19 protein-coding genes are annotated in these 13,554 nt (G+C 58.3%); 8 read left to right on the forward strand and 11 right to left on the reverse strand.

Annotated elements, in window-relative coordinates; translation table 11 throughout:
* Positions 1-2: 2 nt before the first annotated feature.
* Genes lptC through AC2FLA_RS16120 form a run of 3 tightly spaced genes read right to left on the reverse strand, consistent with a single transcriptional unit; the run spans position 3 to position 2,191 of the window.
* Positions 3-602, reverse strand: coding sequence for an LPS export ABC transporter periplasmic protein LptC (gene lptC, locus AC2FLA_RS16110; protein WP_282152831.1), 600 nt, complete (start codon positions 600-602; stop codon positions 3-5).
* Between the two features lie 15 nt (positions 603-617).
* A complete protein-coding gene (locus tag AC2FLA_RS16115; RefSeq protein WP_496723489.1) occupies positions 618-1,580 on the reverse strand; it encodes a KpsF/GutQ family sugar-phosphate isomerase in 963 nt (320 codons plus the stop codon).
* Positions 1,577-2,191, reverse strand: coding sequence for a ribonuclease D (locus AC2FLA_RS16120; protein ID WP_472722378.1), 615 nt, complete (start codon positions 2,189-2,191; stop codon positions 1,577-1,579). The genes AC2FLA_RS16115 and AC2FLA_RS16120 overlap by 4 nt, the downstream gene beginning before the upstream one ends.
* Before the next feature lie 134 nt (positions 2,192-2,325).
* Between AC2FLA_RS16120 and AC2FLA_RS16125 the strand changes: the two genes are divergently transcribed.
* From AC2FLA_RS16125 to AC2FLA_RS16160, 8 genes are all read left to right on the forward strand, one after another.
* The gene (locus AC2FLA_RS16125; protein ID WP_282170840.1) at positions 2,326-2,589 is read left to right on the forward strand and encodes a metal-sensing transcriptional repressor; all 264 of its coding nucleotides are present in this window, start codon (positions 2,326-2,328) and stop codon (positions 2,587-2,589) included.
* 3 nt (positions 2,590-2,592) lie between these two features.
* A complete protein-coding gene (locus AC2FLA_RS16130) occupies positions 2,593-3,825 on the forward strand; it encodes an MFS transporter (RefSeq protein WP_282170841.1) in 1,233 nt (410 codons plus the stop codon).
* Positions 3,826-3,859: 34 nt separating this feature from the next.
* A complete protein-coding gene (locus tag AC2FLA_RS16135; RefSeq protein ID WP_058273002.1) occupies positions 3,860-4,288 on the forward strand; it encodes an Lrp/AsnC family transcriptional regulator in 429 nt (142 codons plus the stop codon).
* Between the two features lie 73 nt (positions 4,289-4,361).
* Positions 4,362-5,051 carry a lytic transglycosylase domain-containing protein gene (locus tag AC2FLA_RS16140; protein WP_496723492.1) on the forward strand — a complete coding sequence of 230 codons (690 nt, stop codon included), beginning with the start codon at positions 4,362-4,364 and terminating at the stop codon, positions 5,049-5,051.
* 9 nt (positions 5,052-5,060) lie between these two features.
* Positions 5,061-7,148: a flagellar biosynthesis protein FlhA gene (flhA, locus tag AC2FLA_RS16145; protein ID WP_496723494.1), complete on the forward strand. Its 2,088-nt coding sequence runs from the start codon at positions 5,061-5,063 to the stop codon at positions 7,146-7,148.
* On the forward strand, positions 7,145-7,918 hold the full coding sequence (locus tag AC2FLA_RS16150; protein ID WP_496723496.1) for a flagellar biosynthetic protein FliR: 774 nt from the start codon (positions 7,145-7,147) through the stop codon (positions 7,916-7,918). Before flhA ends, AC2FLA_RS16150 begins: the two co-directional genes overlap by 4 nt.
* Positions 7,915-9,000, forward strand: coding sequence for a flagellar type III secretion system protein FlhB (gene flhB / locus AC2FLA_RS16155; protein WP_496723498.1), 1,086 nt, complete (start codon positions 7,915-7,917; stop codon positions 8,998-9,000). The genes AC2FLA_RS16150 and flhB overlap by 4 nt, the downstream gene beginning before the upstream one ends.
* A complete protein-coding gene (locus AC2FLA_RS16160) occupies positions 9,000-9,344 on the forward strand; it encodes a hypothetical protein (protein WP_496723500.1) in 345 nt (114 codons plus the stop codon). Before flhB ends, AC2FLA_RS16160 begins: the two co-directional genes overlap by 1 nt.
* A gap of 37 nt (positions 9,345-9,381) precedes the next feature.
* Here AC2FLA_RS16160 and AC2FLA_RS16165 read toward each other — a convergent pair whose 3' ends face one another.
* Genes AC2FLA_RS16165 through flgC form a run of 8 tightly spaced genes read right to left on the reverse strand, consistent with a single transcriptional unit; the run spans position 9,382 to position 13,551 of the window.
* The gene (locus AC2FLA_RS16165; RefSeq protein WP_496723502.1) at positions 9,382-9,909 is read right to left on the reverse strand and encodes a flagellar basal body-associated protein FliL; all 528 of its coding nucleotides are present in this window, start codon (positions 9,907-9,909) and stop codon (positions 9,382-9,384) included.
* A 12-nt stretch (positions 9,910-9,921) separates the two neighbouring features.
* Positions 9,922-10,653, reverse strand: coding sequence for a flagellar basal body L-ring protein FlgH (flgH, locus tag AC2FLA_RS16170; RefSeq protein ID WP_282170847.1), 732 nt, complete (start codon positions 10,651-10,653; stop codon positions 9,922-9,924).
* On the reverse strand, positions 10,653-11,069 hold the full coding sequence (gene flgA, locus AC2FLA_RS16175) for a flagellar basal body P-ring formation chaperone FlgA (RefSeq protein WP_496723504.1): 417 nt from the start codon (positions 11,067-11,069) through the stop codon (positions 10,653-10,655). Before flgA ends, flgH begins: the two co-directional genes overlap by 1 nt.
* Positions 11,069-11,854 (reverse strand): flagellar basal-body rod protein FlgG, encoded by a 786-nt coding sequence (gene flgG / locus AC2FLA_RS16180; protein ID WP_496723506.1) that lies wholly within the window; start codon positions 11,852-11,854, stop codon positions 11,069-11,071. The genes flgA and flgG overlap by 1 nt, the downstream gene beginning before the upstream one ends.
* 21 nt (positions 11,855-11,875) lie before the next feature.
* Positions 11,876-12,586 (reverse strand): flagellar hook-basal body complex protein, encoded by a 711-nt coding sequence (locus tag AC2FLA_RS16185; protein ID WP_496723508.1) that lies wholly within the window; start codon positions 12,584-12,586, stop codon positions 11,876-11,878.
* Positions 12,586-12,858 carry a flagellar biosynthetic protein FliQ gene (locus tag AC2FLA_RS16190; protein ID WP_496723510.1) on the reverse strand — a complete coding sequence of 91 codons (273 nt, stop codon included), beginning with the start codon at positions 12,856-12,858 and terminating at the stop codon, positions 12,586-12,588. The genes AC2FLA_RS16185 and AC2FLA_RS16190 overlap by 1 nt, the downstream gene beginning before the upstream one ends.
* A gap of 4 nt (positions 12,859-12,862) precedes the next feature.
* Positions 12,863-13,153 carry a flagellar hook-basal body complex protein FliE gene (gene fliE, locus AC2FLA_RS16195; RefSeq protein ID WP_496723512.1) on the reverse strand — a complete coding sequence of 97 codons (291 nt, stop codon included), beginning with the start codon at positions 13,151-13,153 and terminating at the stop codon, positions 12,863-12,865.
* Between the two features lie 11 nt (positions 13,154-13,164).
* Positions 13,165-13,551, reverse strand: coding sequence for a flagellar basal body rod protein FlgC (gene flgC, locus AC2FLA_RS16200; protein ID WP_496723514.1), 387 nt, complete (start codon positions 13,549-13,551; stop codon positions 13,165-13,167).
* Between the last annotated feature and the right edge of the window lie 3 nt (positions 13,552-13,554).

Raw genomic sequence — 13,554 nt, forward strand, 5'->3', positions numbered from 1 at the left:
GGTTATCTTTCTGCTTTTTGAGGCTCATACACCAACTTTACGCCATCTGTAAAAATAATATGGACCGGTCCATCTTTTTTTTCAGTCCCAAATGTCATTCTGCCCGCAGTAAAATCACCAATAATACCGGTTCCGTCGACCTGACCGGGCGTGTCGCCCTCAATTTCGTCCAGCGCGGTGTTCAACAGATCGGTCGTGACGACGATGCCGTCCGTTGTTGTTATAACCACATCCCCGACAAAGGTAGCTGTATTCTTGTCCGGACGGATCATGCCAGTGTTGGAGTCCAAAGTGATCACGCCGCCATTCAGCAGGCCAAAGCGACCTCGAAACTCGGCCGCTGTTGGCGCTTCGCCCTCAGTACCCTGCGTTGCCCGACTTGCCTCGATCTGAACGTCTTCACCTTTACGGGTCGTTCCTTGGTAGTTGGGCTGCGTCACCACCTGATCCGCCAAACGTTCATCGATATCCTGCTGATTGAAGGGGACGGACACATTGGTTTCGATGCTGCGCGACAGCAGGAACACAGTCGACAGCATAGCGATAGCCACCAACGGCAGCACCACCTTGAAGAACTGTACCCTGCGTGAGTGTCCGTCCACCGCACTACCCTCCGCTTAGCCCAATCCGACGCGCAGGCAGTCGTGGATATGCAACAGCCCCTCGGCTGGGCCTTGTGTCTCGGGGTCGACCACGAACAGCGAAGTGATCTTGCGGTCGTTCATGATCGCCACCGCCTCTTCCGCCATTGCGTTCGGGGAAATGGTCAACGGATTGGTGGTCATGACTTCTTTGGTGGTCTTGTCCAGAAGACCGTCCATGTTCCGGCGCAAGTCGCCGTCAGTCACGATGCCAATCAGGCGGCCCGCCTCATCCGTCACGCCGACAACGCCAAAGCTTTTCTGGCTCATGACCAGCAGCGCCTCACTCATGGGGGTGCCCTCAGACACAACTGGCAGATCGGCGTGCATCAAATCCCGCACGGTTGACAGCTGCGCCCCCAGCTTGCCGCCGGGGTGGAAGGCGCGGAAGTCCTCGGGCTTGAAATCACGGTATTTCATCAACGCAATGGCCAGGGCGTCGCCCATCGCCAACGTCAACGTGGTTGAAATCGAGGGCACCATGCCAAAACCGCAAGCTTCGCCCAGCGACGGGATCAGCAAATGCACATCCGCCTGCGTCATTAGCGTGCTTTCCGGCTTGCTGGACAATCCGATCAAGGGAATGCTAAAGCGGCGGGTAAAGGCCAGCAGATTGACCAGCTCCGGCGCTTCGCCCGAATTGGAAATCGCCAGAACCACATCGCCTTTTGACACCATGCCCAGATCGCCATGGCTGGCCTCGGCCGGGTGCACGAAATAGGCGGGCGTGCCAGTGCTGGCCAGCGTGGCGGCAATCTTGTGGCCAATATGACCAGATTTGCCGATACCGCTGATGATGATGCGGCCCGGAGCCTGCAGGATCATCTGCACGGCTTCGGCAAAATCTTCATTCAGGCTTTCGGCAAGCACGTCCAGCGCGCGGGCCTCGTCGGTGATGACCTGACGTGCGGTTCTCAGGAATGCTTCGGTATCGGTCATGAGTGCGCAAAAATATCCGTTTCGGGCCAACCGGCGAGGTCCAGTTTCGCACGCATCGGCAGGAAGTCAAAACAGGCCTGCGCCATTTCGGTGCGGCCTTCGCGGGCCAAGCGCCCGTCCAACGCCTCGCGCAGTTGATGCAGGTACAGTACGTCCGAAGCCGCATAATCCAGCTGCGCATTTGTCAATGTCTCAGCCCCCCAGTCGCTCATCTGCTGCTGTTTCGAGATATCGACGCCGATCAACTCCTGACACAGGTTCTTCAGCCCGTGTCGATCCGTATAGGTGCGCACCAGCCGACTGGCTATTTTGGTACAATAGACCGGAGCGGCCAATGCGCCAAATGCGTGGTACATCGCAGCAATGTCGAAACGGCCAAAGTGGAAAAGCTTTAGCACGTCAGGGTTTTCCAGCATCGCACACAGGTTCGGGGCCTCGGTCTGGCCTATTTCGACCTGAACAATATGGCTGTCTCCGTCGCCGCCCGACATCTGGATCACGCACAGCCGGTCCCGATGCGGGTTTAGCCCCATAGTCTCGCAGTCAATGGCCACAACAGGGCCCATATCCAACCCGTCCGGCAGGTCGTTTTTGTAAAGATGGTTTGCCACGGGGCTTGTCCTTTGTCCGGTATCGCCCCCGAGATAGGAGGTTTGGTCTCTAAACTCAACGCTATCCATGACAGTGCGGCAGGGACCCGCAGGTTACGTTGACCTTATCCCCATGGGGGGGATAGGGTTATTGCATGACACAGCACAAACACGAATCGCACCCGCAGATCCATGCGCGTCTGAAACGCGCACACGGGCATCTGGCCCGGGTAATATCCATGCTCGAAGATCAAGAGCCCTGCACCAACATCGCACAGCAACTTTTTGCGGTTGAAAAGGCGATTACCAACGCCAAACGGGCCTTGATCCACGATCATATTGATCACTGCCTGTCACCAACGACCGCAACCAAAAACCCGGACGTGGAAGATTTCAAAACCATCACAAAGTACCTCTGACCGATGCTGAGCGTCCTGAAGAACCGCGTCTATCGGCATTTACTGGCGGCTCAGGTGGTTGCGTTGATGGGAACCGGGCTGGCGACGGTTGCCTTGGGGTTGCTCGCCTTTGATCTGGCCGGTGACGCGGCGGGTATGGTTCTGGGAACCGCCCTGACCATCAAGATGGTGGCCTACGTGGTTGTCGCCCCGCTTGCCGCTGCGTTTGCAGAACGGCTGGACCGACGCAAAATGTTGGTGGTGCTAGATCTTGTGCGTGCCGCCGTTGCGCTTTGCCTGCCGTTCGTGACCGAGATCTGGCAGATCTATGTGCTGATCTTCCTGCTGCAATCGGCCTCTGCTGGTTTCACCCCAGCCTTTCAGGCGACGATTCCGGAAGTTCTGACGGATGAACAAGATTACACCAAAGCTCTGTCGCTGTCCCGGCTGGCCTATGACCTCGAAAGCCTCCTCAGTCCCGCTCTGGCTGCGGCGCTGTTGTTGATCATGAGCTTTGACAGCTTGTTCTGGGGCACAAGCTTTGGGTTCATTGCCTCGGCAATCCTTGTCGTGTCGGTCGCCCTGCCTTCGCCCAAACCGACGAAACGCAGGGGGGTTTACGACCGGACAACCCGGGGCATTCGCCTATACCTTGGTACGACACGGTTGCGCGGTTTGCTGGCGCTGACGTGGACGGCCGCGTCACTCAGCGCGATGGTCATCGTCAACACTGTCGTCATCGTGCGCGCCGATCTTGGGCTGTCGGAAAGCGCTGTGGCCGTTGCATTGGCCGGGTATGGGGCCGGCTCGATGGTGGCTGCCTTCATCCTGCCGTCTCTTCTGAACTATTACGAGGATCGCAGCGTTATGCTGGCTGGTGCAGCATTCGGGACACTCACGATGGCCGTTGCAGCGGGGTTGTTCGCCTCGACCCAGATGACTTTGTGGGGGCTCGCGGTGTTATGGGCGGGTGCTGGCTTTGGCTATTCAGCCACTCTGACACCGTCCGGCCGCCTGCTGACACGCACGGCCTGCCCGGAAGACCGACCGGCAGTTTTCGCCGCGCAGTTCACGCTGTCCCATGCCTGCTGGCTGGTGTTGTACCCGTTGGCCGGGTGGCTGATGACCACCAAAGGGACCGAACAGACATTGATCTGGATGACTATGGCGGCCCTTTTGGGGCTTGGTGTTGCGCTTCTGATCTGGCCGCGCTCCAGGCAGAAAGTCACGTCGGACGAACACGCTGACAAACCTTGAGCATCCCAAGGTATTTGCACTACACCTTGGCCCTATGGATCAGCTTGACCGCCGCATCATCACAGCCCTGCAGCACAACGCCCGCGAATCTACGACCAAGATCGCGGCGAAACTGGGTGTGGCCCGGACCACCGTGCACGAACGCATCCAACGGATGGAAGAACGCGGCGTGATTGCCGGGTATTCGGTGGTTCTGAGCGCCCCTGAAGACGCCCCGCGCGTTCAGGTCGTTGTCTTGCTTGAGGTTCAGCAAAAAGAGACCAAACGTATTATCAAGCGGCTGGAAACTTATCCCGAGGTCAAACTTTGCCTGTCGATCAATGGGGAATTCGACCTGCTGCTGTCCGCCGAAGCCCCCAGAATCGAGGATCTGGACATACTGGTCGACGAATTGGCAAAGATCCCCGGGGTTTTGCGAACCAACACCAGTGTCGTGTTCGGCCGCCGGATCGACCGAAACTGAGTAGTCGATAACCCTCTGTAAACCCTGACACAGCTAGCTTGGCCCGGACTGATCAGAATCCCGGACCGGCAGAATGCCATATCGAACGATCTTAGGACTGACCCTGGTGACGCTGTTGGCTGCGCCGCAGGGTTTTGCCATGCCCAACACCCAAACGGCCCGCACCTGCGACCAAGCCGCCCAGCGCGCCGCCCGGTCCGAAGACGTGCCGCTGGATGTCATGCGCGCCATTGCCCGGGTTGAAACAGGCCGCACGGTTGACGGGGCACTGCAACCCTGGCCCTGGACGATCAATGTTGAAGGAAAGGGCATTTGGTTCACCTCAGAGTTCGAGGCAAAATCATATGTGTTCGAAATCTTCAAAGCAGGCAAACGCAGCTTTGATATCGGGTGTTTCCAGATCAACTACCGCTGGCACGGCAAGGCGTTCCGCTCGATCGACGCCATGTTCGATCCCGATGAAAACGCCACATATGCCGCGCGGTTTCTGAAAGAGCTGTATACCGAGCTGGGCTCGTGGAACGCTGCCGCCGGGGCCTATCACTCGCGCACACCCGTTTTGGCAAACACCTACGTGACGCGTTTTCAAACCGTTCTGGCTCAGTTGGATCAGCAAACTCCAAACGCATTTGCGACGCGCGATCCGTTTACCGGGGCTGCCGATCCATTAATTCCACCTCGGGCAGAGCCTGCCAACACTGGCGCGATGGGATCGCTGGTGCCGGTGGCTGGTGCCGCGACGGCCTTTATCCAGTTCAACTAGGAGCTCTGTGTGCCCGAGATCGACGCCCGTTCGCTTTTCTCTCCGACCGTGCTGCTGGCGCTGGCGTTGATGACTGTCATCGTGATGATGATCCTGCCGATGCCCGCATGGGTACTGGATGTTGGCTTGTCCGCTTCATTTGCATTGGCGATTCTGATCTTCACTCTGACGTTGTTCATCGAACGCCCGCTGGATTTTTCGTCCTTCCCAACCATCCTGCTTGCCTCGCTGATGCTGCGGCTGTCGCTGAACGTGTCCTCGACCAAGCTGATCATCGGTCAGGGCCATACCGGCCCCAGTGCTGCCGGAGACGTGATCGAGGGGTTTGCGAATTTTGTTATGGGTGGCAGCATCTTTCTGGGCCTCGTCGTTTTTGGTGTGCTGCTGATCGTGAACTTTATGGTCATCACCAAGGGCGCGGCCCGCATGGCCGAGGTCGGCGCGCGGTTTGCTCTGGACGGAATGCCTGGCAAACAGCTGGCCATCGACAGCGACATGTCCGCCGGGGCCATTGATCATCAGCAAGCGAAAGAGCGCCGCGAGCGAGAACAGCAGGAAACCACGTTCTTCGGCTCACTCGACGGGGCCTCGAAATTCGTCAAGGGGGATGCGGTTGCGGGGCTGTTGATCACGCTTCTGAACCTTGTGATGGGCCTGATTATGGGCGTAATCGTGCAGGGAATGCCCATCTCTGCCGCGTTTGAGACCTATGCCATTCTGACTGTCGGCGACGGGCTGGTTTCGCAAATTCCCGCCGTGATCATCTCGATCGCCTCAGCGCTATTGCTGGCGCGGGGTGGTACTCAGGGCGCAACCGACAGCGCTATTTTTTCGCAATTGGGTCGGCATCCGGCCGCATTGGGCACAGTGGCAATGCTGATGGTCTTGTTTGCGCTGGTGCCCGGTCTGCCCTTTCTGCCCTTCATCCTTGGCGCGGGCGTTCTGGGGTATGCAGCATATTCGGTGCACCGCAAGCAGAAGGCCGAAACAGACGCGGAACAGACACCTTCATCCGAGGATGACACCCCGGTTTCCCAAGCCATCGGGGACATTCTGGATCTGGACGACGTTCACCTGGAGTTCGCCCCTGATCTTGTCAGCATGGTTCTTAACCCCGGCACCGGGCTGGACGCACGAATTGCCAATATGCGCACATATGTCGCCTCAGGCTTTGGACTGATCCTGCCTGACATCCGCCTGACGGACCGGGCGGAACTGCCACTGGGAACCTATGTGATCAAGGTACAGGGGGTCGAGCAGGCACGCGGTGTTCTCAACCCCGATCTGGTATTGGCGTTGGTGCAGGACGGCCATGACATGCTGCCTGAAGGCAATGATGTGACCGAACCTGTTTATGGCGCCCCGGCCCGCTGGATACTGCCAAAGGATCAAGAAGCCGCGGCGCTAAGCGGCGCAACCATCGTTTCACCCCCCGAGATTTTGGCGACCCATCTGCTTGAGATCATCAAACAGAATTTCGCTCGGCTGCTGACTTTGAAATCCCTGCGCCGATTGTTGTCCGAGATGACACGGCTTAGCGATCCGGTTCGGGCCGAAGCGAACCGCAAGCTGCTAGACGAGCTGATCCCGGACAAAGTGCCGATCGACACGTTGCATTCTGTATTGCGCCTGCTGCTGGAGGAAAAAGTCTCGATCCGTAACATGGCCCTGATCCTTGAAACTGTGGCTGAGGCGCGCCTGACCACGACCCAACCCGAAGGGATTTGCGAACTGGTCCGGCAAAGATTGGGATTCCAGTTGGTTGCCGACATGAAGCGGGGAGACGGTTCCATTCCGCTGATCCAGCTTGCACCTGAATGGGAAGACACGTTTGCCTCGTACCAGATCGACGCGCCCAACGCCGGACTGGATGTCGCCCTGCCGCCGAACCTGTTCAACAAACTGGCAGATGGAGTCGTCGAAACCGTCTCGCAATCCGCCGATCACGGGGTGTTCCCGGCGGTCGTGACCTCGACCCGCCGACGTCGATTGCTGCGCACGATCATGCAGGCGCGAGGGGTGTCGAATCCGGTCCTGTCCTTTGAGGAAATCGGGCTCGAGGCCAGACCCGCATTGGTCGGAACGATATCCGCATGATCGCCGTGCCTCCAGCGTTGCTGCCGGAACTGGCAGATGGTCTGTGGCACCTCTTTGCCGTCTTCCTGCGCGTGTCGGCGCTGGTATCGCTATTACCCGCCTTCGGGGAACGCAGCATTCCGACCCGCGTCAAGCTGGGGATCGCCGCGGCATTTACACTGATCGTTACGCCCGCCGTTCCTGCGCCCGACCATGGCCAAGGGTTGTTGCCTTTGGTGCGGATGATTGGCACCGAAACACTTGTCGGATTGACAGTGGGCATTGGTTTGCGTTTGTTCGTGCTGGCCTTGCAAACTGCGGGGTCCATCGCGGCGCAATCGACATCGCTGTCGCAGATTCTGGGCGGGGCCGCTGTCGATCCTGTTCCTGCAATGGGATATCTGTTGACACTCACAGGTCTGACATTGGCAGTTTTGCTGGGCCTGCACATCCGCGTCGCGCAGTTCTTGATCCACAGTTACACGCTGTTTCCAATGGGCGTTGTTCCACTTGCACCGGACCTGTCGCAGTGGGGCGTTAAACAAATCGCGCTCAGTTTTAGTCTGGCGTTCAGCCTGGCCATGCCCTTTGTCATCGCGTCGCTGATCTATAACCTCGCGCTTGGGGTCATAAACCGGGCGATGCCTCAGTTGATGGTGGCCTTTGTCGGCGCCCCCGCGATCACCTTCGCGGGTTTGTTTCTGCTGTTTGCTGGCACTCCTTTGATCTTGTCGGTGTGGTCCGACGCCCTGTTCGCCTTCATTGTGAACCCGCTTGAGGTCACAAGATGAGCGGTCAGGACGACGACAGTGACAAGTCCTTTGAAGCGACACCGCAAAAGCTGCAGAAGGCGCGCGAAAAAGGGGAAATCGCCAAGTCCAACGATCTGAATGTCGTGGCGGCCTATGTCGGTTTTCTGATTGCCATGCTTGCAGCAGGGCAATTCGCTGTGGACCGAATGGGCACATTGTTCGTCGTGTTGATTGATCAGGCAGATGATTTTGGCCAACTGCTGACAACAGGTTCGGCTTCCAGTCCCGTGGGGGGGATGCTGCAGACGGCTGCTTGGTCTGTTTCGATCCTGTTTGGCCTGCCTGCTGCCGCCGTCCTGCTCAGCCTGATTTCGCAACGTGCACTTGTTTTTGCGCCCACCAAGCTGAAACCCAAGCTGTCGCGCATTTCGATACCGTCCAATGCGAAGAACAAATTTGGACGCAGCGGCTTGTTCGAATTTGCCAAGAGCTTTGCAAAACTGGTGATCTATTGCACATGCCTGGCGCTTTTCCTGCGGGCCAACCTCAGCGAGATTCTGTCCGCAAGCGCGACCCAAACCCAGTCTTCAGTGATGTTTATGATGAATCTGCTATTTCGGTTCTTGTTCATCGTCATTGCGGTGGCTCTCGCCATCGGGGTGATCGATTTTATCTGGCAATACGCCGAACATATGCGCAAGAACCGGATGTCGCGCAAGGAAATCCAGGATGAGACCAAAGATGCCGAAGGCGACCCGCATGTAAAACAACAGCGCCGCCAGCGCGCCCAGGACATCGCAACCAATCAGATGATGGCCGAAGTGCCAAAAGCCGATGTTGTGATCGTCAACCCAACCCATTTTGCCGTCGCGCTGAAATGGTCCCGGACCGCCGGATCGGCACCGGTCTGCGTGGCAAAAGGCGTGGATTCCGTCGCAGCCGCCATTCGCGAGGCCGCCGGGCATGCCGGCGTCCCAATCCACCCGGATCCGCCGACGGCGCGTGCTCTGCATGCCACGGTCAAGATCGGGCAGCAGATCTCGGAAGAACATTACCGCCCCGTCGCCGCTGCGATCCGGTTTGCCGAGGCGATGCGCAAACGGATGAAGGGGCAAATCTGATGAAACGCACACAGCTGCAGGATCTGTCCAAAGTGACCGAAGCCTCGTTTCAGCGAGAATACCAATCCCTGCGCCCGGTGCTCGAGGCCGAGGCACGGGTACAACAACAATTGGCCCGACTTGACGCGCAAGTCCAACAAACCCGGCAAGAGACAGCGTTTGCAGAAGGTTACCGTGTTACCGGAACGGATGTTCTCTGGAACGGGTGGGAATCGGCGACACGCAGGCAGCTCAACATGCAGCTTGCGCGGTTACGAGCACAAAAGCTGACAGCCCTTGCAAACCTGCGCGTTTCGTTCGGGCGCAAGCAGGCGGTTTCCAATTTATCCAAGAAACACCGATAAGGACTTGCCCATGATCTAACCAGGGCCCGCCGACCCGTCACGTATCCTGACGGTTCACACTCATGATCAAGACCTTTGAAACATCGTCGCCCAAATCTTTGCGCGCCTCGTCCAACAGCGCCTCGCGTAAGACCCCCAGGTTATCCGAGCGGGTGAAGTTCCCGTCAAAACCACCGGTATTGGCATGGTCGAACAGCACCTGTAAAAAGCGGTCACGCAGCTTGGGTTCCGAGGCGTAGAACGGCTCGGCCATTCCAGGTGTGACCTCAAGGCTTAGCGACATGGTGACAAGTGCCGCAATCCGATCCGATTCCACGATCGGAACAACGAATTGCTTGGTCAGCTTCAGATATTCATAAGAACCCGAACCTTCTTCTTTGTCCGCTTTGCCAGACTTTTTTGTCGTGGCATTCGGGTCTTTCTTCTTAGTCTTGTCTTGTTTTGACTCGGCGTTCATATCTTTGGCAACTTCTGCCTTTTTGTCCGAAGGGGCCAGAAACACGCCTGCCGCGATGCCGCCACCCAAGCCCGCGACAAGAAGGACGACCGGGATCAGTTTTTTCATCACTCTCTCCCCTCAGAATGGTAGAATTGAATCCAGAATTTGCTGCCCGTAACGGGGCTGCTGAACGTCAGTGATCTGACCACGGCCGCCGTAAGACACACGCGCAGACGCGATTTTGTCATAGGTAATCTCATTCTGGCGCGAGATATCCTGAGGGCGCACGTAGCCCGCGACCAAAAGTTCACGCAGCTCAAAGTTGACGCGCAGTTCCTGCGAGCCTGAGATCGAAAGCACCCCGTTTGGCAAAACATCAATCACGGTTGCGGCCACCCGCAGGGTCAGCTTTTCCTTTCGCTTCACTGATCCTTTGCCTTTGCTGGTCGACGAGGAATCGATCGAAACAGCTTCATCCAGGGATGCGCCGTTTGGCAGGTGCTCGGCTGCGCGTTGCGGCAAGCCAAACAGCCCCGGTACCTCAAGACTTTCCGAGCCGCTACGGGATCGGTTCGTGTCATTCGATATCTCGGCCTTTTCGTCCAGCTCGATAACGACCGTCATGATGTCCCCTTTCTTGATCGCGCGCTGATCTCCCAGCAGGGACTGCTGGCCACCGCTCCAAAGCGAGGATTTGTCGACGTTGCGCGCCGGTTGGGTATGCAAGGGCAAGCCCGGCCAAAGCATCGCCACATGTTCCGGCGACTCATCATTGGGCGTAAAGCTTGGCGGTTTGCCAAGGTGATCCACACGGCCACAGGCCGACACGGTGAGAACGGCAACCAACAGAGTTTTGGAAAGTGCTGACATCATTTTACCTCGATCTGGCCGTTCGACCGGATACGTCCGGTGACGGTTGTGCGTGACGACAGGTTCATGACCCGGATTCGATCCCCGACCGCGCCACGGCCCAATGCGCGACCCTCGGCGGTGATGGACAGGGGGCGGCGGTCAAAAACAAGAACGACAAGATCGTTTCGATCCACAATTGCCGGCGGACCGAAATCGCCCTCGCGAATCGGACGCCCGGGGTACAGTGCGACGCGCGCCTCTTGCCCGACCAGAAAGTCCACATTGCTCACCGCGTTTGGAACCATCTGATCCTTGGTTTCCAGATCAGTGGCTGAAATGATTTCCTTGGCCCGGATGGTGCGTTTCGACACCACGATTTCAGCCATTGCCGGGATCGGAGCCGCCAAGGCCAGAACAAAGCTCAGAACCCGCATCACCGCACCTGCGTCGTGGCGCTCATCATCTGATCAACGGCGGATATGACCTTGGCATTCATTTCATATCCCCGCTGAGCCTCGATCAGCTCAGTAACCTCGCGCACCGCATCGACCGAACTGTCCTCAAGATATCCCTGCCGCAGCGTGCCCATCCCACCCTCTCCGGGTGCGCCACCCACGGGCGCGCCCGAGGCTTCGGTTTCCTTGAACAGGTTGCTGCCAATCGCCTCGAGCCCCTTGGCGTTGGAAAAACTGGCGAGGGTGAACTCTCCCAGCAGTTGCCCCTCTGGCGCGTCGTCGAAATAGGCATAAACCTCGCCCGCTGGGTTAATCGAGATCGACCGCGCATCGTCAGGAATGGTAATTTCGGGTGCTACGGCAAACCCGTCCGAGGTTACGATCAACCCCTCAGCGGATCGATTCAGGCTGCCATCGCGGGTATAGCCGGACTGTCCGTTGGGCAGCGTCACCTCCAGATAACCACGCCCTTCGATTGCAACATCCAGATCGCTTCCGGTGGCTGACAGGGCGCCCTGCGACAGCTGCGTGGTCACCGCCGCCGGGCGCACCCCAAGGCCCAACTGGATACCCGTTGGCAGAACCGTGCCGTCATTGGCATTGACCGCACCCGCCCGCGCCATCTGCTGATAGTGCAGATCGGCGAACTCAGCCCGCCGCGCGTTGTACCCCGTGGTGTTCATGTTCGCGAGGTTGTTCGAGATCGTCTCGACCCGCATTTGCTGCGCCGTCATTCCTGTTGCCGCAATTTTCAAAGCTCGCATGTCAAATTCTCCTTGTTCAAATCAGCGCATCAGCGCCTTGAGAGCGCCGCGCACCCGTTCGTCTTCGGCTTCCAGAAAGCTCTGACCCAATTCATAGGCGCGCTGAATTTCGACCATGCGCGAGACCTGCGCGATGGCATTCACATTCGATCCTTCGAGAAAACGGTGAACGACCACGGGTTCTTCGACTGGTTCAATGTCGCCCTCGGCCCGGAACTGCGTGCTGCCTTCACGCATCAACGTTTTGGAATTGGCAACGCGGTAAACCCCGATCTGGCCCAGCAATTGCCCGTCGACACTCAGCGTGCCGTCGCTGCCGACATCAATGGATGCCGCGTCCGGCGGGATAAAAACGGGCGCGCCATTGCTGTCCAGCACGCGGTGCCCATCCATGGTCACCAGATCCCCGTCCGCACTGGACGAGAAAGCACCAGCCCGGGTCAGCCGATTGCCCGCCGGGGTTTCGACCATAAAGAACCCGTCCCCTTCGATGGCAAAGTCGAACTGCCCTCCGGTTTCGGTCAGCACGCCTTGCTGCAGCGAGGTATTGCGCACTTCGGCACGGCTCATGGACAGGGACGGGTTTCCGGGCATATCGCGTACGAATTCCGAGAACACCAAACCTTGCGCGCGGTAGCCGGTGGTGTTGGCATTGGCGATGTTGTTCGCGACCAGCCGCATTTCGTTCATCAGACCCGATTGCCGGGACAGGGTGACATAGGCGGTATCCATCAGCGACCTCCTGCGATTAAAGGGATGAGTGTTCCTGCGAAGAACGTGACTAGCGTCTGGGTCATGAATCCCATGGAAATCCAGAACACGATGACGATGGCGATCAGCTTGGGCACAAAGGTCAACGTCATCTCCTGCACCGAGGTCAGCGCCTGAAACAGACCAACGATCAGGCCCGAAACCAGCGCGACCGCCAGGATCGGAACCGAGGTGATGACCGCGACCCAAAGCGCCTGACGTACGATGTCATAGAACAGACCTTCGCCGAGCATTGCGTCAGACCGGCATCCGCAGGATTTCCTGATAGGCCTCGACCACCTTGTTGCGCACGATCACAGCCGTTTCCACGGCCAGTTCGGTCTGCGCCAGCGCCTGCACCAAAGCATGCGGATCCGCCTGCCCGGTCATCGCGGCCTGCGACATCTGCTCGGACTGTTTCAGCGTCGCGGCAAAGTCCTGAAACCCTGCCCGCAGCCCCTGGGCCATTCCGGCATGGTCTGGATCAGCTTGCGTCGCCGGGCGCGCGCCTGCATAATTCTGGGCCGCATTGATTGCTCGGATATCCATTCTGGTGTCCTTTATTTTCTAAGAAGGTCCATCAGGCTCGACGACATCTGACGTGTCTGATCGAACATCTTGAGGTTGGCTTCGTAACTGCGCTGCGCCTCGCGGGCGTCGGCGATCTCGATCATCAAATCGACGTTCGAGCCGCGAAAATGGCCTGTGTCATCGGCCATCGGATGGCTTGGGTCATAGACGCGCGACAGCGCGCGGCGGTCCAGCTTGACCCGCCCTGCCTGCACCATTTCGTTGCCGTCTTTGTTCACAGCCTCAAACGGGACTGTCTTGCGCCGATAACCCGGTGTGTCCGCGTTCGAGATGTTTTCGGACACATGGCGCAAACGCGCGGCCTGCGCGCGCAAGGCGCTGGCAGAGGCGGTCAGAGAATGGGAAAAGTCACTCATCCT

Source organism: Ruegeria sp. CDSA033, from assembly GCF_059612305.1.